The sequence below is a fragment of the Geodermatophilaceae bacterium NBWT11 genome, assembly GCA_014218215.1.
Classification (GTDB): Bacteria; Actinomycetota; Actinomycetes; order Mycobacteriales; family Geodermatophilaceae; genus Klenkia.
In genome coordinates, this window is record CP043652.1 from 715,586 (window position 1) to 732,743 (window position 17,158).

Annotated in this window: 17 protein-coding genes; 4 read left to right on the top strand and 13 right to left on the bottom strand. The window is 75.4% G+C overall.

Annotation, left to right across the window (positions count from 1 at the left end; translation table 11 throughout):
* Nucleotides 1–20: 20 nt before the first annotated feature.
* Complete coding sequence (locus F1C76_03385) at nt 21–1,043, top strand: HoxN/HupN/NixA family nickel/cobalt transporter (GenBank protein QNG38982.1); 1,023 nt, start codon at nt 21–23, stop codon at nt 1,041–1,043.
* On the opposite strand, the gene ftsY is transcribed toward F1C76_03385, so the two are convergent.
* Nucleotides 1,040–2,236, bottom strand: a complete 1,197-nt coding sequence (gene ftsY, locus F1C76_03390) for a signal recognition particle-docking protein FtsY (protein QNG35762.1) — start codon at nt 2,234–2,236, stop codon at nt 1,040–1,042. The two genes, F1C76_03385 and ftsY, sit on opposite strands and share 4 nt — an antisense overlap.
* 51 nt (nt 2,237–2,287) lie before the next feature.
* Between ftsY and F1C76_03395 the strand changes: the two genes are divergently transcribed.
* Nucleotides 2,288–3,934 carry an alkaline phosphatase family protein gene (locus tag F1C76_03395; protein ID QNG35763.1) on the top strand — a complete coding sequence of 549 codons (1,647 nt, stop codon included), beginning with the start codon at nt 2,288–2,290 and terminating at the stop codon, nt 3,932–3,934.
* A 1-nt stretch (nt 3,935) separates the two neighbouring features.
* On the opposite strand, the gene F1C76_03400 is transcribed toward F1C76_03395, so the two are convergent.
* On the bottom strand, nt 3,936–4,832 hold the full coding sequence (locus F1C76_03400; GenBank protein QNG35764.1) for an NAD(P)-dependent oxidoreductase: 897 nt from the start codon (nt 4,830–4,832) through the stop codon (nt 3,936–3,938).
* A gap of 33 nt (nt 4,833–4,865) precedes the next feature.
* Here F1C76_03400 and F1C76_03405 point away from each other — a divergent pair, with 33 nt between their 5' ends.
* Nucleotides 4,866–5,648, top strand: a complete 783-nt coding sequence (locus tag F1C76_03405; protein QNG35765.1) for an endonuclease — start codon at nt 4,866–4,868, stop codon at nt 5,646–5,648.
* Nucleotides 5,649–5,751: 103 nt separating this feature from the next.
* On the top strand, nt 5,752–6,546 hold the full coding sequence (locus F1C76_03410) for an alpha/beta hydrolase (protein ID QNG38983.1): 795 nt from the start codon (nt 5,752–5,754) through the stop codon (nt 6,544–6,546).
* A 1-nt stretch (nt 6,547) separates the two neighbouring features.
* Here F1C76_03410 and smc read toward each other — a convergent pair whose 3' ends face one another.
* The 11 genes from smc to recG all read right to left on the bottom strand — a co-directional run bounded on the left by smc (nt 6,548) and on the right by recG (nt 17,157).
* Complete coding sequence (smc, locus tag F1C76_03415; GenBank protein ID QNG35766.1) at nt 6,548–10,120, bottom strand: chromosome segregation protein SMC; 3,573 nt, start codon at nt 10,118–10,120, stop codon at nt 6,548–6,550.
* A gap of 11 nt (nt 10,121–10,131) precedes the next feature.
* Nucleotides 10,132–10,320 carry a hypothetical protein gene (locus F1C76_03420; protein QNG35767.1) on the bottom strand — a complete coding sequence of 63 codons (189 nt, stop codon included), beginning with the start codon at nt 10,318–10,320 and terminating at the stop codon, nt 10,132–10,134.
* A 103-nt stretch (nt 10,321–10,423) separates the two neighbouring features.
* Nucleotides 10,424–10,693, bottom strand: a complete 270-nt coding sequence (locus tag F1C76_03425) for an acylphosphatase (protein QNG38984.1) — start codon at nt 10,691–10,693, stop codon at nt 10,424–10,426.
* Nucleotides 10,690–11,562, bottom strand: coding sequence for a bifunctional DNA-formamidopyrimidine glycosylase/DNA-(apurinic or apyrimidinic site) lyase (mutM, locus tag F1C76_03430; protein ID QNG35768.1), 873 nt, complete (start codon nt 11,560–11,562; stop codon nt 10,690–10,692). The genes F1C76_03425 and mutM overlap by 4 nt, the downstream gene beginning before the upstream one ends.
* A 3-nt stretch (nt 11,563–11,565) precedes the next feature.
* Nucleotides 11,566–12,303, bottom strand: a complete 738-nt coding sequence (locus F1C76_03435) for a ribonuclease III (protein ID QNG35769.1) — start codon at nt 12,301–12,303, stop codon at nt 11,566–11,568.
* Nucleotides 12,304–12,338: 35 nt separating this feature from the next.
* Nucleotides 12,339–12,518 (bottom strand): 50S ribosomal protein L32, encoded by a 180-nt coding sequence (locus tag F1C76_03440; protein ID QNG35770.1) that lies wholly within the window; start codon nt 12,516–12,518, stop codon nt 12,339–12,341.
* Between the two features lie 2 nt (nt 12,519–12,520).
* Nucleotides 12,521–13,114, bottom strand: coding sequence for a DUF177 domain-containing protein (locus F1C76_03445; protein ID QNG35771.1), 594 nt, complete (start codon nt 13,112–13,114; stop codon nt 12,521–12,523).
* A gap of 119 nt (nt 13,115–13,233) precedes the next feature.
* Nucleotides 13,234–13,923 carry an ATP synthase F0 subunit B gene (locus F1C76_03450; protein QNG35772.1) on the bottom strand — a complete coding sequence of 230 codons (690 nt, stop codon included), beginning with the start codon at nt 13,921–13,923 and terminating at the stop codon, nt 13,234–13,236.
* Nucleotides 13,920–14,408: a pantetheine-phosphate adenylyltransferase gene (gene coaD / locus F1C76_03455; GenBank protein QNG38985.1), complete on the bottom strand. Its 489-nt coding sequence runs from the start codon at nt 14,406–14,408 to the stop codon at nt 13,920–13,922. Before coaD ends, F1C76_03450 begins: the two co-directional genes overlap by 4 nt.
* A gap of 5 nt (nt 14,409–14,413) precedes the next feature.
* Complete coding sequence (gene rsmD / locus F1C76_03460; GenBank protein QNG35773.1) at nt 14,414–14,968, bottom strand: 16S rRNA (guanine(966)-N(2))-methyltransferase RsmD; 555 nt, start codon at nt 14,966–14,968, stop codon at nt 14,414–14,416.
* Nucleotides 14,965–17,157, bottom strand: a complete 2,193-nt coding sequence (gene recG / locus F1C76_03465) for an ATP-dependent DNA helicase RecG (GenBank protein ID QNG35774.1) — start codon at nt 17,155–17,157, stop codon at nt 14,965–14,967. The genes rsmD and recG overlap by 4 nt, the downstream gene beginning before the upstream one ends.
* Nucleotide 17,158 lies beyond the last annotated feature (1 nt).

Consider the following 17,158-nt stretch of genomic DNA (forward strand, 5'->3'; position numbering starts at 1 on the left):
ACCGCCGCAGCATCGCGGCGATGTCCGGCGTCGTCCTCGTGCTGCACGTGGTCGGCTGGGGCGTGCTGCTGCTGGCCGTGGTGCCGCGTGGCTTCGAGCTCGGCGGCGGCTCGGTGCTCGGGGTGGGCGTCGGCCTCACCGCCTACCTGCTCGGCGTCCGGCACGCCTTCGACGCCGACCACATCGCCTCGATCGACAACACCACCCGCAAGCTCGTGGGCGAGGGACGCTCGGCCGTCAGCACCGGCTTCTGGTTCTCCCTGGGCCACTCCACCGTCGTCGTGGTGGCCTCGGCCCTGCTGGCCCTGGGGGTGCGCTCGATCGCCGGGGTCGTGCAGGACGGCGAGTCCGGCACCGCGCAGACCCTCGGCCTCATCGGCACGCTGGTCGCCGGCACGTTCCTGCTCGTCATCGGTGCGATGAACCTGGTCTCGGTGGTGGGCATCGCCAAGGTGTTCCGCCGGATGCGCAGCGGGGACTACGACGAGGCCCAGCTCGAGCACCACCTGCACACCCGCGGGTTCCTGGCGCGCCTGCTGGGCCGGGTGACGCGGCGGGTGACCAAGCCGTGGCACCTCTACCCGGTGGGCCTGCTCATGGGCCTGGGCTTCGACACCGCCACCCAGGTGGCCCTGCTCGTGCTCGCGGCGGGATCGGCGGCGTTCGTGCTGCCCTGGTACGCGATCCTCGTCCTGCCGGTGCTCTTCATGGCCGGCATGAGCCTGTTCGACACCGCCGACGGCGTGCTGATGACCCGGGCCTACGGCTGGGCGATGGTCCGCCCGGTGCGGAAGGTCTACTACAACCTCACGGTCACCGTGCTGTCGGTGGTCATCGCCCTGGTGGTCGGCCTGCTGGTCCTCGCCGGGCTGGTCGTGGAGCGCGTGGGCGTCGAGACCGGCCCGCTGGCCTGGATCGCCTCGCTGGACCTGGAGTACGTCGGCTTCGCCATCGTCGGGCTGTTCGTGCTCACCTGGCTGATCGCCCTGGCGGTCTGGCGCTTCGGGCGCATCGAGGAGCGCTGGGAGCGCAGCGCCGCCTAGTTCCCGACCAGGGCCTCGGCGAACGCCCGCGGCTCGAAGGGCGCCAGGTCGTCGGCGCCCTCGCCCAGCCCGATCAGCTTCACCGGGATGCCGAGCTCGCGCTGCACCGCGACCACGATGCCGCCCTTGGCGGTGCCGTCGAGCTTGGTGAGCACGATGCCGGTGACGGTGACCGCCTCGGTGAACACCCGGGCCTGGACGACGCCGTTCTGACCGGTGGTGGCGTCGAGCACCAGCAGCACCTCGTCGACCGGGCTCTGCTTCTCCACGACCCGCTTGACCTTGCCCAGCTCGTCCATCAGGCCGCTCTTGGTGTGCAGTCGCCCGGCGGTGTCGACCAGCACGGCGTCGACGCCGGCGTCCCGGCCGGTCTTCACGGCCTCGAAGGCCACCGACGCGGGGTCGCCGCCCTCGCGGCCGCGCACGGTGGGGACGCCGACCCGCTCGCCCCAGGTCTCGAGCTGGTCGGCGGCCGCGGCCCGGAAGGTGTCGGCGGCACCGAGGACGACGCTCTTGCCGTCGCCCACCAGGACGCGGGCGATCTTGCCGCAGGTGGTGGTCTTGCCGGCGCCGTTCACGCCCACCACGAGCAGGACGGCGGGGCGGTCGGTGACCGTGTCGGTGGCCAGGGTGCGGTCCATGTCCGGGCCGAGGACGGCGGTCAGCTCGCGCACCAGCAGCTCGCGCAGCGCGCCGCCGTCGCCGGTGGCCAGCACGAGGGACTGGGTGCGCAGCCGGTCGACGATCTGGGTGGTGGCGGCCAGGCCGACGTCGGCGGCCAGCAGGGTCTCCTCGACCTCCTCCCAGTCGTCCTCGGTCAGCTTCTCCCGGGCCAGCACGGTGAGCAGGCCGCGGCCCAGCGAGGACTGCGAGCGGGCCAGCCGGGAGCGCAGCCGGACGAGCCGGCCGGCCGAGGGCGGCGGGGTGTCGAAGACCAGCCCGGGCTCGGGCTCGGCCGGGGGCAGGTCGGCCGGCGGGAGCAGGTCGTCGTCCACCGGCGGTGCCGTGGTGGGACGGGGAGGTGCGGTCGTGGCCGCGGTCGAGCCGGTGCCGGGACGCGGGCGGGTCAGCGTGGTGCCGGACGCCGCGTCGTCGTCGAGCCGGGCGGTGCGGCGGCCCCGGCCGACGAGCAGGCCCACCCCGGCCAGCAGGGCGATGACGACGATCGCGACGGCGATCAGCACGAACTCCATGCCAGGAGTCTCCCAGCCGGGCCTGGGCGGGACACGGGACGGTGCGGGAGGGTGGAGGGCGTGCCGGAAACCGCTCGCCTGCTGCTCGGCCCGCTGCTGCGCCACGTCGACCCGGTGTCGGCGACCGTCTGGGTGGAGACCACCGCCCCGTGCACGGTCCGGGTGCTGGACGCACAGGCCCGCACCTTCTGCGTGGCCGGTCACCACTACGCCCTGGTCGTGATCGAGGGACTGGAGCCCGGGAGCACGACGCCCTACGACGTGAGCCTGGACGGCGTGCCGGTGTGGCCGCCGCGGCACAGCTCGTTCCCGCCGAGCCGGATCCGCACTCCCGGCCGGCCGGGGCCCTTCCGGATCGCCTTCGGCTCCTGCCGCTACGCCTCACCGGCCGCCGTCGACGTGCGGGACGGGATCGCCCCGGACGCGCTGGACTCCTACGCCGTGCAGCTCGCCGACCTGCCCGAGGACCAGTGGCCCGACGCCCTGGTGCTCCTCGGCGACCAGGTCTACGCCGACGAGACCACCCCGGCCACGCAGGCCTGGCTGGCCCGGCGCCGCGACCTGTCGGAGGCGCCCGGGGTCCAGGTCGCGGACTTCGAGGAGTACACCCGGCTGTACCGGGAGTCCTGGGGCGACCCCGAGGTCCGGTGGCTGCTCTCCACGATCCCGTCCTCGATGATCTTCGACGACCACGAGATGATCGACGACTGGAACACCTCGGCCGCCTGGCGCGACTCCGTGGTCGACCAGCCGTGGTGGCGCACCCGGATCACCGGCGGGCTGACCAGCTACTTCGTCTACCAGCACCTGGGCAACCTCAGCCCGGCCGAGCTGGCCGACAACGCGACCTGGCAGGCGATGCAGGGGCAGGAGGACGCCGAGCCGATGCTCCGGGAGATGGCCGAGGGCGCCGACGGCGACCCGACCGCCTTCCGCTGGAGCTACGTGCGGCACTGGGACCACGTCCGGCTGGTGATGGTGGACAGCCGGGCCGGCCGGGTGCTGGCCGAGACCGACCGGCAGATCCTCGACGACGTCGAGTTCGGCTGGGTGGAGTCCGCGCTGGCCCGGGCCTCGGCCGACGGGGTGGACCACGTGCTGGTCGGCACGTCGCTGCCCTGGTTGCTCCCGCACGCCATCCACGACATCGAGCGGTGGGACGAGACCCTGGCCCTCCGGCACCACCGCCGTCCCCTGGGCCGGGCCGCGGAGAAGCTGCGCCAGGCCGCCGACCTCGAGCACTGGGCCGCGTTCGGCGCCTCCTTCGAGCGGCTGGGCGCCGCGCTGGTGGCCCTGGCCCGCGGCGAGCACGGCAAGCCGCCGGCGACCGCGCTGGTGCTGTCCGGCGACGTGCACCACGCCTACGCCGCCGAGCTCACCCGGCCCGGTGACCTGACCAGCCGGGTGCACCAGCTGACGGTCTCCCCGCTGCACAACAAGGCACCGCACGCCATCGAGATCGGCTTCCGCGTGGGCTGGAGCCGCTGGGCCCGCGCGCTGACCGGGTCGATCACCCGGCTGGCCCGGGTGCCGCGGACCGGCCTGGTCTGGGAGAAGCAGGCCGGTCCGTTCTTCGGCAACGAGCTCGGCGAACTGGTGCTCGACGGCGCCGACGCCCGGTTCCGGCTCTGGGCCACCAGCCGGGACGACGACGGCACCCCCCGGTTCACCCGGGTGCTGGACACCGAGCTGTCCTGAGTCAGGCCCGCGGGTCGGCCAGCACGTCGCGCCAGGAGTGCTGCGGCTGGTAACCCAGCATCGTGCGGGCCTTCTCGATCGAGTAGAAGGTCTCGTGCGGGCCCATCTCGCGGCGCAGCTCGACACCCTCGTAGAACTGCGCCCGGAGCTCGTCGGTGGTCGCGGCCACCGAGGTGTCGGCGTTGGCGACGTTGAACACCTGGTAGCCCAGCCCGTCGGTCTGCAGGCACCGCTCGACCATCTGACCGAGGTCCCGGGTGTCGATGTAGGCGAACACGTTGCGCCGCCGCAGCGCGGGGTCGGTGAGGAAGTCGGGGAACAGCTCCGCGTACTCGTGCGGCTCGATGACGTTGTTGATCCGCAGGCCGTAGACGTCGGCCCCGGTGCGGGCCTGGAAGGACCGTGCGGTCACCTCCCCGGCGACCTTGCTCATCGCGTAGGAGTCCTCGGGCACGGTCGGGTGCTCCTCGTCGACCGGCACGTACAGCGGCTTGCGCTCGCCCTGGGCGAAGCAGATGCCGTACGTGGTCTCCGAGGAGGCGAAGACCACCTTCGGGATGCCGAGGCGGGTGGCGGCCTCCAGCACGTTGTAGGTGCTCAGGGTGTTGGTGGCGTACGTGGTGCCGTCGGCGGCGAGCATGATCGCCGGCACGGCGGCGAAGTGGACGACGGCGTCGTAGGCAGGCACGGCCGGCAGGTCCAGCTCGGCCGGACGCGCCACGCCCGCCAGCGCGGAGTACGTCTGGCCGAGGTCGGTGAGGTCGACGCGCAGGTCGACGATGCCGTCGTGGCGCAGCGGGGTGAGGTCGGCGTTGGTGACGTCGTGGCCCTGCTCGGCGAGGTACGGGGCCACGTGGTGGCCGGCCTTGCCGGTGCCACCGGTGAAGAAGATGCGCATGGCCCCATGATCGGGGATGGGAGTCTGGTCGGCATGGACGGAGCCGACGGCAGGACCGCTCTGCGGCTGGTCACCTTCAACACCCACCACGGCGTCGGGGACGACGGCCGGCACGACCTGGCCCGGATCGCTGCGCTGCTGCACGACACCGACGCCGACGTGATCTGCCTGCAGGAGGTCGACCGGCACTTCGGTGACCGGAGCAAGACCGTCGACCAGGCCGCCGTGCTCGCCGAGGGGCTGGGGCGGTCCCTGGCCTGGGGCCCGGCGATCGACCGGGACGGGCCCACCCGGGACGCGCCCCGCCGGCAGTACGGGAACGCCGTGCTGTCCCGGCTGCCGATGGTCGACGACTCGGTGCACCGCCTGCCCGGGGACGGCGAACCGCGGGCCGCGGTGCGCGCGGTGCTCGGCGTGGGCGACCGGACGCTGACCGTGGTGGCCACCCACCTGTCCAGCGGCTCCATGCGCGAGCGGGCCGCGCAGGCCACCGCGCTGGTCGACCTGCTGCCCGGGCCGGGCTCGGCGTCCCTGGTGGTCGGCGACCTGAACGCGACGGCCGGCGCCCCCGAGCTCGTGCCGCTGCGCACCCGGCTCGCCGACGCCTGGCAGCAGGCCGGCAGCCGGGGCGACCAGGCCCGGGGCTGGCAGCTCTGGAAGCGCGACCAGGGCCTGACCCACCCCGCCCGCCGTCCCCGGGTGCGGATCGACCAGGTCTGGGTCTCCCCCGAGGTGCGGGTCACCGCGGCCCGGGTGCTCGACGGCTCGGCGTGCTCGGACCACCATCCCCTGCAGGTCGACCTCGTCGTCGGCTGACCCACCACTCCCCCGCGAGGTGCCCGTGCCCCCGTTCCACCCCGACCTGCAGCAGGTCCGGTTCCTCCCCCAGCTCTCCCTCGGCACCCGCAGCCTGCGGGTGATGCGGTTCCTCGGGCGGCTGGCCCGGCCCGACGGCAGCGTGCCGGTGGTCCCGGTGTCCCCCGACGTGTCGGTGCGGCTGTTCCGGCCCGCCGGGCCCGGCCCGTTCCCGGCCCTGCTGTGGGTGCACGGCGGCGGGCTGGTGTCGGGCACGGCCGCGATGGACGACGCGTTCTGCCGCCGGGTGAGCGAGGAGCTCGGCGCCGTGGTCGCCTCGGTGGAGTACCGGCTGGCCCCCGAGCACCCCTTCCCCACCCCGCTGGAGGACTGCTGGACGGCGCTGACCTGGCTGGCCGGCCGGGCCGACGTCGACCCCGCCCGGGTGGCCGTGGGCGGCGCGAGCGCCGGGGGCAACCTGGCCGCCGGCACCGTCCTGCTGGCCCGGGAGCGCGGCCTGGACCTGGTGTTCCAGCTGCTGGTCTACCCGATGCTCGACGACCGGACGACGGCGCACGCCGACCCGTCGGCGGTGCGGGTGTGGACCCCGGGCTCCAACCGCTTCGGCTGGTCGTCCTACCTGGGTGACACGGCGGAGGTCTCCCCGCTGGCCGCGCCGGCCCGCGCCGAGGACCTGACCGGTCAGCCCCCGGCCTGGATCGGGGTCGGCACGCACGACCTCTTCCACGCCGAGGACGTCGAGCACGCCCGCCGGCTCCGGGCCGCCGGCGTCGAGGTCGAGCTGCTCGAGGTGCCTGGTGCCTACCACGGCTTCGACGCCGTCCAGGGCGCCGCGGCTGTCTCCCGGGAGTTCCGGGACGCCCAGGTGGCCGCCCTGCGCCGGGCGCTGGTGGGCTGACTCAGCCCGCCGGGCGCAGGCGCTGGCTGATCACCCCGGTGATGCCGTCGCCGCGCATGGACACCCCGTAGAGGGCGTCGGCGATCTCCATCGTCCGCTTCTGGTGGGTGATGACGATGAGCTGCGAGGTGTCCCGCAGCTGCTCGACCAGGGTGAGCAGCCGGCCCAGGTTGACGTCGTCCAGGGCGGCCTCGACCTCGTCGAGCACGTAGAACGGCGAGGGGCGGGCCCGGAAGATCGCGACGAGCAGGGCGATCGCGGTCAGCGACCGCTCTCCCCCGGACAGCAGCGACAGCCGCTTGACCTTCTTGCCCGGCGGGCGGGCCTCGACCTCCACGCCGGTGGTGAGCAGGTCGTCGGGGTCGGTGAGGAAGATCCGGCCCTCCCCGCCGGGGAAGAGGGTCTGGAAGACCTGCTCGAACTCCCGGGCGGTGTCGGCGAAGGCGCTGGCGAACACCTCGTGGATCCGGTCGTCGACCTCGCGGACGACGGTGAGCAGGTCGCGGCGGGTGGCCTTGAGGTCCTCCAGCTGGGTGGCGAGGAAGGTGTGCCGCTCCTCCAGCGCCGCGAACTCCTCCAGCGCCAGCGGGTTGACCCGGCCGAGGGTGGCCAGGTCCCGTTCGGCGCGGGCCGCCCGGGCCTCCTGCTCCGCCCGCACGTAGCGCACCGGCTCCGGCGCCGCCTCACCCGCCGCCTCGGCGGCGGCCAGCTGGGCGGGCGTGGGCGGCACCGGTGCGGCCGGTCCGTACTCGGCGACGAGGGTGTCCAGGCCGATGCCGTGCTCCTCGACGGCGCGGGCCTCCAGCGTCTCGATCCGCAGCCGCTGCTCGGCCCGGGCCACCTCGTCGCGGTGCACCTCGTCGGTGAGCCGGTCCAGCTCGGCGGCGTGCTCCCGCACCCGCGTCCGGACGACGAGCAGCTCGGCCTCCCGCCCGGTCCGGGCCGCGGCGAGGGCGTCGCGCTCGGCGACGGCGAGCTCGAGCGACCCGGCCAGCACGGCCAGCGCCGCCTCGGCCCCGGCCCGCACCTCGGCGGCGACCCGCGCCCCGGCGGCCCGGGCCACCCGGGCGGCCTCGGCCCGCTCACGCGCGGCCCGTTCCTGCCGGGCCTGCCGGCGCAGCGACTCGGCGCGTCCGTGCAGCGACCGGGCGCGCTCCTCGGCGGTGCGCACCCCCAGCCGGGCCTCGGTCTCGGTGTGCGCCACGGTGGCGACCTCGGTGCGCAGCCGGTCCCGCTCGCTGGGGTCGGGTTCGTCGGCGACCGGGGCCGCCTCGGCCCCGGCCAGTCGCTCCGTGGCGGTGGCCAGGGCACTGCCCGCCTGCTCCAGCGCCTGCTCGGCCCGTACCCGGGCGGCGTCGGCGCGCTCCGCCTCGGCGGCGGCGGACCGGGCGTCGGCGGCCAGCCCGGCGAGCTCCCGGCCGCGGGCGGCCTGCTCGCGCTCGGCATCCCGCCGGCGCACCGCGGCCCCGGCGACGGCCTCGCCGGCGGTCTGCTGGGCCTCCCGGGCCCGGGCCAGCGCCTCCGCCAGCTCGGCGGCGCGCGCGGTGGCGGTGCCCAGCTCGCCGTCGGCGGCGTCCACCCGGGCCCGGACCTCCAGCCCGGACGGCGCGTCGGGCTGGCCCCCGCTCGCCCGGTCGGCGCCGAGCAGGTCGCCCGCGGCGGTGACCGCCCGGACGTCGGGGGCGGCCCGCACCAGGGCGACGGCCGCGGTGAGGTCGGCGACCACGGCCACCCGGTCCAGGGCCCGGTCCACGGCCGGGGCGAGGTCGGCCGGGGCGTCGAGGAGGTCCCGCGCCCACCGGGCGCCCTCGGGCAGGGGCGGCCACCCCGACCGGTCGAGCGCCGGCCCCTGACCGGCCACCAGCAGGCGCACCCGTCCGGCCCGGTCGGCCGCCAGGTGCTGCAGGGCGTCCGCAGCCGCCCGCGGGCCGGTGACGACCAGCGCGTCGGCCCACCCGGCGAGCGCGGCGGCCACCGCGACCTCGTCCCCGGGGTGCACCGCCAGCCGGTCGGTCACGGGGCCGGCGACCCCGCCGAGGGCGCCGTCGGCGGCGGCGGCCAGCACCGCGGCGGCCCCGTCGACCGGGGTGAGCCCGAGGGCCAGGGCGTCACGGCGGGCCCGCGCGGCCCCGCGCTCGCGTTCGGCGGTGCGCTCGGCCGCGGCCAGCTCGGTGACCGCCCGGGTGGCCTCGGCCTGGGCGGCCACGGCGGTGTCGTGGTCGGCCACGGCAGCACCCAGGTCGGTGTCTTCGACGCCCGCGTCGGGGTCGACGGCAGCGAGCCGGTCGGCAGCGGCCTCGGCCCGGGACGACGCCTCGACCGCGGCGGCGGCGAGCCGCTCGACCTCGGCCTCCCCCGCTGCGGTCCGCGACCGGGCGGCGGCGACCTGCCCGGAGAGCCGGGCGATGCCCTCGCGACGGTCGGCGAGCGCCCGGGCCGCGGCGACCAGGGCCCGCTCGGCCGCGCTCAGGGCGCCGTCCAGCTCGGCGCGGGCGGCGACGGCGGCGGCCAGCCGGGCCCGTTCGGCGGCGAGCTGACCGGCGAGCTCGGCCTCGGTGGCCTCCACCCGCGCGGCCTCGTCCTCCAGCTGGTCGGGGTCGCGGCCCGAGCCCGCGGGCACCACGGCGGCGGAGAGGTGCCGGTGCCGCTCGGCGGCCAGCCCCGCCGTGCTGCGGAACCGCTCGCCCAGGGTGGACAGCCGGAACCAGGTGTCCTGGGCCGCGGCCAGCGCGGGGGCGTCCGCGGCGAGGGCGGACTCCAACCCGGCCTGCGCCGTCGTGCTCGCGGTCAGCTCCACCTCCACCCGGGTCCGGCGCTCCCGGGCGGCGGTCTCGTCGGCCACGTCGGCGTCCAGCGCGGTGCGCAGGGCCACCAGGTCGTCGGCCAGCAACCGGAGCCGGGCGTCCCGGAGGTCGGACTGCACCCCGGCGGCCCGGCGGGCCACCTCGGCCTGCCGGCCCAGTGGCTTCAGCTGGCGACGCAGCTCGGTGGTGAGGTCGGCCAGCCGGTCCAGGTTGGCCGCCATCGCGGTCAGCTTGCGGAGCGCCTTCTCCTTGCGCTTGCGGTGCTTGAGGACCCCGGCGGCCTCCTCGATGAACCCGCGGCGGTCCTCGGGGCGCCCGGACAGCACCGCGTCGAGCTGGCCCTGCCCGACGATGACGTGCATCTCCCGGCCGATCCCGGAGTCGCTGAGCAGCTCCTGGACGTCGAGCAGCCGCACCTTGTCGCCGTTGATCTCGTACTCGCTCTCCCCGGAGCGGTACATGCGGCGGGTGATCGACACCTCGGTGTAGTCGATCGGCAGGGCGCCGTCGGCGTTGTCGATCGTCAGCGTCACTTCGGCGCGGCCCAGCGCGGCGCGGCCGGCGGTGCCGGCGAAGATGACGTCCTCCATCGTGCCGCCGCGCAGGCTCTTGGCACCCTGCTCGCCGAGCACCCAGGCGATGGCGTCGACGACGTTGGACTTGCCCGACCCGTTGGGGCCCACCACGGCGGTGATGCCGGGTTCCAGGCGCATCGTCGTGGCCGACGCGAAGGACTTGAAGCCCTTGAGCGTCAGCGCCGACAGATGCACAGCTCAGGAGGCTACCGAGAGAGCGCGGGCTCCTCGGCCGCCATGGCCAGCAGCTCGCGGGCGATCACCGCGTCGCGCTCGGCCCGCAGCTGCGCGACCTCGACCTCGAGCCGGGCCACGCGGGAGCGGAGCACCGCGATCTCCTCGGCGACCCGGAGGTCCCGGGGGGCGACGACGTGTCCGAACAGGGCCTTGGCCATGGCGCAGCGGCCTCTCTCGTGCGAAGTGGTCCCGCAGCGGCCTCGGAGCGGGGGCGCGGGTGGGTCAGGCCAGAGTGACAGCCCCCGGGAGCCGCCGTCAACGTCAGGCGGTGGTGAAGCCCGACTCGCTCTGCGGGTCCTCGTCGACGACGTCCGCACCGGTGGGCCGGCCGGCTGCGTCCGGTCCGGTGAGCGCGCGCAGGACGGCCAGCACGTCGTCGTCCGGACCCTCGAGGACGACCTCGACCCGCCCGTCGGCCAGGTTGGTCGCCGAGCCGGCGAGGCCGCGCTCCTGGGCCCGGCCGCGCACGAACCAGCGGTAGCCGACGCCCTGCACGTCGCCGGAGACCAAGGCGCGCACCCGACGGGTCATCTCCGGGCCCTCGGCCGCGGCTGGCACACCGGGCAGCTGTAGCTGGAGCGGTTCATGAACGACTCCCGGCGGATCGGGGTGCCGCACCGCGGGCACGGCCGGTCGAGCTGCCCGTACACCGCCAGGGAGCGGGAGAAGTACCCGCTCTGCCCGTTGACGTCGACGTAGAGGGAGTCGAAGGAGGTGCCGCCCTGGGCCAGGGACTGGGTGAGCACGTCGCGGACGCCCTCGAGCAGGGCGGCGACCTGGGCCCGGGTGAGCTTGTCGGTGGGCCGGGCGCCGTGCAGCTGCGCCCGCCACAGCGACTCGTCGGCGTAGATGTTGCCCACCCCGCCGATGAGGGTCTGGTCGAGCAGCGCCCGCTTGACCTCGGTCTTGCGCCGGCGGATGGCCGCGGTGAAGGCCTCGGTGTCGAAGTCGGGCTCCAACGGGTCGATCGCGATGTGCGCCAACCGGGTGGGGACGTCGTCCGGGTCCGGGGTGTCCTCCACGGCGAGCCCGCCGAAGGTGCGCTGGTCGACGAAGCGCAGCTCGCGGCCGCCTTCGGTGAACACGAACCGGGCCCGCAGGTGCTTCTCGCTGGGCTCCTCGGGGAGCTCCACCAGCAGCTGGCCGCTCATCCCGAGGTGCGCGACCAACGCGCGCCCGACCGGTGCGCCCTCGCGCTGCAGCGGCAGCCACAGGTACTTGCCCCGCCGGTGCGCCGCGGCCACCGTGGCCCCGGTCAGCGCCGCGGTGAAGTCACCGACGCCCTCCAGGTGCCGGCGCACCGCCCGCGGGTGGTGGACCTCCACCGAGGCGATCGTGCGCCCGGCGACCCACCGGGCCAGACCGCGCCGGACGACCTCGACCTCGGGCAGCTCGGGCACGGCTCAGCCCTGCGTGACCGCGGAGAGGGCACGCCAGGCGTCCTCGGCGGCCATCTGCTCGGCGGCCTTCTTGGTCCGCCCGTCGCCCGTCCCGCGCACCTGGCCGGCGAGCAGCACGGCGGCGGTGAAGCTCTTGGCGTGGTCGGGGCCGTCGGACTCGACCTCGTAGACCGGTGCCCCCAGGCCCTGGGCGCTGCCCAGCTCCTGCAGGCTGGTCTTCCAGTCCAGGCCCGCGCCGCGGGTGGAGGACTCCACCAGCAGCGGGTCGAACAGCCGGTGCACGATCGCACCGGCCGCGTCCAGGCCGAGACCCACGTGCACGGCACCCAGCAGGGCCTCCAGCGCGTCGGCCAGGATCGAGTCCTTCTCCCGGCCACCGGTGCTGGTCTCCCCGCGCCCGAGCAGCAGGTGCGGGCCGACCCCGCCGTCCCCCAGGGAGCGGGCGACCCCCGCCAGGGAGGTCATGTTCACGACCGAGGCACGCAGCTTGGCCAGCTGTCCCTCGGGGAGGTCGGGCTGGCTGCGGTAGAGCTCGTCGGTGACGACGAGCCCCAGCACCGAGTCGCCCAGGAACTCCAGCCGCTCGTTGGTGGGCAGCCCGCCGTGCTCGTAGGCGAAGGAGCGGTGGGTCAGCGCCAACGCCAGCAGGCCGCCGGGCAGCGTGACGCCCAGGGCGTCACGCAGCCAGTCGGCGGCCCGTGCGGCGTGCTCGGCGCCACCAGGGGTGGTCGGTCCGGTCACGACGGGGTCGTGCTGGGGTGCTCGGTGGTCCGTGGTCAGACCGCGATGACCTGACGGCCGTCGTACTGGCCGCAGGTCGGGCACGCGATGTGCGGGGGCTTGAGCTCGCCGCACGCGCGGTTCGGGCAGGGCGCCAGCGTGGGGGCCGTGGCCTTCCACTGCGAGCGACGCGAGTGGGTGTTCGAGCGCGACAAGCGCCTCTTCGGGACAGCCACGGTCAGTTCTCCTTCGATGGGGTGAAACGGTCGGCGAGCCCGGCCCAACGTGGGTCGAGCACCTCGTGCGAGTGGTCCGCCGGGAGGTCGTCGAGCCGCAGGCCGCAGTCGACGCACAGACCCGAGCAGTCCGGGGTGCAGGTGGGCGAGAGCGGCAGCGTCAGGACGACGGTGTCCCGGACGAGCGGCGCGAGGTCGAGGAAGTCACCGTCGATCCGGCGCACCTCGTCCTCCTCGCTGGTGGCTTCGGTGGTGCTGCCCTCGTAGGCGTAGAGCTCCTGCACGTCGAGGGTCAGCGTGTCCTCGATCGGCTCGAGGCATCGCGCGCACTGGCCGGTGACCGGGGCGACGACCTCGCCGGTGACGAGCACGCCCTCCATGACCGACTCCAGCCGCAGGTGCAGCTCGACGAGGGCGTCCTCGGGCACGCCGATCATCTCGACGCCCCAGCCCTCGCGGGCCGGCACCGAGCGCTCGAGCTCGCGCATGCTGCCCGGGCGACGGCCGAGCTCGCGGAGGTCGACCTTCCACGGGTCGGCGGCGGGGCGCCGGTCCGTGGACGCGGCGCCTCGGCGGTGCGAGGGGGCAGCAGGCATGAGGTCACTCGTCGATCGGGGGCAGGGGGTGGAGCTCTGGTCACCGCGCACGGCACAGCCGTGGTGTGCGGGAGCAGCCCAGGTTACCCCAGCACGGACGACGGGGGCAGCGAGGGAGGTCAGGGCTGGCGCAGCTGGTTCCTGGCCGCGTCGACCGAGCGGACCATGTGGCCCAGGGTGGTGCCGAAGTCGGCCAGCCGGCTGTCGACGTACTCGTCGACCTCGGCGCGCATCCGGGACACCTCGGCCGCGGTCTGCTCGCCCAGCTCGTCCGAGCGCGCGACCGCACCGCGGTAGACCTCGGTCTCGGTGACCAGCCGGTCGTGCTCGGCCTGCCCGGCGGCCACCAGGGCGGCGGCCTGGCGCTGGGCGTCGGCCAGCAGCGCGGCGTGCCGGGCCTCGCCGTCGGCGATCACCCGCTCGGCCTCGGCGTCGGCCCGGGCGAGGAGGTCCTCCACCTGGGCCTGGGCCTCGGTGATCAGGTCGTCGCGCTGCCGGCGGGCGGTGCCGACCAGCTCGTCGTGCTGCCGGCGCGCGGTGGCGACGGTCTGCTCGCTCTCGGCCCGGGTGCGCCCGGTGAGCCGCTCGGCCTCGGCCTGGGCCTGCTCCAGGATCTCGGTGCGCTGCTCGACGATCGTGCCGGCCTGCTGGACCTCCTCGGGGAGGCCCTCGCGCAGGTCGTCGAGCAGGTCGAGCAGGTGGTCCCGCGGGACCATGCAGGAGCTGGACATGGGGACGCTGCGGGCGTTCTCGATCACCGAGGCGAGCTCGTCGACCACCTCGTAGAGCCGGTACACGACCTCGGTCACGAGCTCTCCTTCTCGGTGCGCTTCTGGACCAGGCGCGCGTTCACGGCCGGGGGCACCAGGTGCGAGACGTCGCCACCGAAGGCGGCGATCTGCTTGACCAGGCTGGAGGACAGGTGCCCCACCTGGGGGGCGGTCGGCACGAAGAGGGTCTCCACGCCGGCCAGCTCGCGGTTCATCTGCGCCATCTGCAGCTCGTACTCGAAGTCACCGACGGCCCGCAGGCCCTTGACGACCACCGGCACGTCGTTGCGCTGACACCAGTGCACGAGCAGCCCGGAGAACGAGGTGACGACGACGTTGGGCAGCTCGGCGGTCGCCTCGCGCAGCAGCGCCATCCGCTCCTCGACGTCGAAGAGCCCCGCCTTGCCCGGGTTCACCAGCACCGCGACGACCAGCTCGTCGTAGAGCGCGGAGGCCCGGCCGATGACGTCGACGTGCCCGTTGGTGACCGGGTCGAACGACCCGGGGCACACCGCCCGCCTCATGCTGCTCACGGAGCGCGACCGTACCGGAGCACGGCCTCCCCGTAGCGGCGTTCGCGCAGTCCCAGCAGGGGTGTCGGCCACTCCCAGTCGCGGTCCCGGGAGGAGCGCTCCACCACGACGACGGCCTCGGGGGCCAGCCACCCCTGGTCGTGCAGCGCCAGCAGCACGCCCTGCACCACCGGGGTCTCCACCGCGTACGGCGGGTCGGCGACGACGACGTCGAAGGGCGCATCGGCCGGCCGGCCCACCACGGCGGGCACCGAGCCGACCACCACCCGGGCCCCCGCCAGGCCGAGCGCGGCCACGTTGGCCCGCAGCACCGGCACCACTTTCGGCCCGGACTCCACGAACACCGCCTCGGCCGCCCCGCGGGACAGCGCCTCCAGCCCGATCGCCCCGGAGCCGGCGTAGAGGTCGAGCACCCGGGCCCCCTCGAGCTCGGTGAGCGTGGCCAGGGAGTTGAACATCGCCTCCCGGGCCCGGTCGCCGGTGGGGCGCACCCCGCTGGCCGGCACCTGCAGCCGGCGCCCGCGGGCCAGCCCGGCGATCACCCGGGTCACGCCCGCTCCAGCCAGTCGGCGCGGTCGGCGTTGAGCTCGGCGACCGCGGCGGCGAGCTCGGGGTGCGCGGCGACGCCGAGGTCGGCCTCCAGGATCGCCGCGGCCTCGACCCGGGCGGTGGCGATGAGCTCCTCGTCCTCGAGCAGGGACAGCAGCCGCACCGTGGTCCGGGAGCCGGACTGGGCCGCGCCGAGCACGTCGCCCTCCCGCCGGGTCTGCAGGTCCAGCCGGGCGAGCTCGAACCCGTCGGTGGTCGCGGCGACCTGGGCCAGCCGGGTGCCGGTCGACGACGACGTCGGCGCCTCGCTGACCAGCAGGCACAACCCCGGGTGCTCCCCGCGGGCGACCCGGCCACGGAGCTGGTGCAGCTGGCTCACCCCGAACCGGTCGGCGTCCATCACGACCATCACGGTGGCGTTGGGCACGTCGACGCCGACCTCGACCACGGTGGTGGCCACCAGCACGTCCACCTCGCGGGCGGCGAAGGCCCGCATCCGGGCCTCCTTGTCCTCGGCCGACATCCGGCCGTGCAGCACCTCGACCCGCAGTCCCGCGAGCGGGCCGGCGCGCAGCTCGCGGGCCACGTCGAGCACCGCCAGCGGCGGCCGCTTCTCGTCGCCGTCCTCCGGTGGGGCGCCGTCCTCGCCGTCGGGGCCCTCGAGGTCGGCGGCGGCGTCGGGCTCCTCGCCGATCCGCGGGCACACCACGTAGGCCTGCCGGCCGGCGGCGACCTCCTCGCGCACCCGCTCCCACGCCCGGTCCAGCCAGGCCGGCTTCTCCCGCACCGGGACGACGGAGGAGGACACCCCGCCCCGACCGGCCGGGAGCTGGCGCAGCGTGAGGGTCTCCAGGTCGCCGTAGACGGTCATCGCCACGGTGCGCGGGATCGGGGTCGCGGTCATCACCAGCACGTGCGGGGCACGCTGGCCCTTGGCGCGCAGGGCGTCACGCTGCTCGACGCCGAAGCGGTGCTGCTCGTCGACCACCACCAGGCCGAGGTCGGCGAAGTCCACGCCCTCCGACAGCAGCGCGTGCGTGCCCACGACGATCCCGGCGCTGCCGTCGGCGACCGCGGCGCGGGCGGTGCGCCGGGCGGCGGCCTTGAGCGACCCGGTGAGCAGGGTGACCCGGGTGCCGGCCGGGTCACCGTCGAGCTCCCCGGCCCGGCCCAGCGGCCCGAGCAGGGCGGCGATCCCCCGGGCGTGCTGGGCGGCGAGCACCTCGGTGGGGGCCAGCAGCGCGGCCTGTCCCCCGGCGTCGACGACCTGGGCCATGGCCCGCAGCGCGACCACGGTCTTGCCCGAGCCGACCTCGCCCTGGAGCAGGCGGTGCATCGGCTGCTCCCGGCCGATCTCGGCCGCCAGCGCCTCACCGACCTCGCGCTGGCCGTCGGTGAGCTCGAAGGGCAGCGCGGCGTCCACCGCGTCGGCCAGCGCCCCGCCACGCCGGGGCCGGGCGATGCCCGGTTCCAGGGCCGCGGCCCGGCGGCGGGCGGCCAGGGTCACCTGCAGGACCAGCGCCTCGTCCCACTTGAGCCGCTCGTCGGCGCGGACGACGTCCTCGTCGGTCTCGGGGTGGTGCTTGTCCCAGATCGCCCGGTCCTGGTCGATCAGCCCGTACCGGGCCCGCAGCTCGGCCGGCAGCGGGTCGTCGGTCAGCAGCTCGGTGAGCTGCTCCCGGGTCTCGAAGACCAGCCGCAGCGCCTTCTGCACAACCCAGCTGGAGACGTTCTTGCTGGCCGGGTAGATCGGCAGCATCGCCGTGGCCCACCGGTCGGCGTCGGTGGCCTCGTCGAGCACCTGGCAGTCGGGGTGGCTGAACTGCAGCTGCCCGTTCCACATCGACACCGTGCCGGCGAACAGCCCCCAGGCGCCGACGGCGAGGTGGGCGTGCTTGTGGTTGAAGAACACCAGCCGCATCGAGCCCGCACCGTCGCCGACGGTGATCTCGGTGATGGTGCCGCGCTTCTGCTTCATCGCCCGGGTGCTCGAGGTGCGCACCTGGCCCAGCACGGTGACCCGGTCCCCCACCTGCAGGTCGGTCAGCTTCGTCATCTCCCCGCGCCGGGCGTACCGGGCCGGGTAGTGCCGCAGCAGGTCGCGCACGGTGCGCAGGCCCAGCTGCTCGGCCATCGCCTTGGCGGTGCGGGCGCCGACCACGCGGTCCAGCGGGGTCCCCAGGCTCAGCACG

Excerpts from the sequence above, each read along its gene's own strand:
- F1C76_03385 (QNG38982.1), top strand. The coding sequence starts at position 21 with ATGTCCGGCGTCGTCCTCGTGCTGCACGTGGTCGGCTGGGGCGTGCTG.
- ftsY (QNG35762.1), bottom strand. The coding sequence starts at position 2,236 with ATGGAGTTCGTGCTGATCGCCGTCGCGATCGTCGTCATCGCCCTGCTG.
- F1C76_03400 (QNG35764.1), bottom strand. The coding sequence starts at position 4,832 with ATGCGCATCTTCTTCACCGGTGGCACCGGCAAGGCCGGCCACCACGTG.
- F1C76_03405 (QNG35765.1), top strand. The coding sequence starts at position 4,866 with ATGGACGGAGCCGACGGCAGGACCGCTCTGCGGCTGGTCACCTTCAAC.
- F1C76_03410 (QNG38983.1), top strand. The coding sequence starts at position 5,752 with ATGCGGTTCCTCGGGCGGCTGGCCCGGCCCGACGGCAGCGTGCCGGTG.
- F1C76_03420 (QNG35767.1), bottom strand. The coding sequence starts at position 10,320 with ATGGCCAAGGCCCTGTTCGGACACGTCGTCGCCCCCCGGGACCTCCGG.
- F1C76_03425 (QNG38984.1), bottom strand. The coding sequence starts at position 10,693 with ATGACCCGTCGGGTGCGCGCCTTGGTCTCCGGCGACGTGCAGGGCGTC.
- F1C76_03445 (QNG35771.1), bottom strand. The coding sequence starts at position 13,114 with ATGCCTGCTGCCCCCTCGCACCGCCGAGGCGCCGCGTCCACGGACCGG.
- coaD (QNG38985.1), bottom strand. The coding sequence starts at position 14,408 with ATGAGGCGGGCGGTGTGCCCCGGGTCGTTCGACCCGGTCACCAACGGG.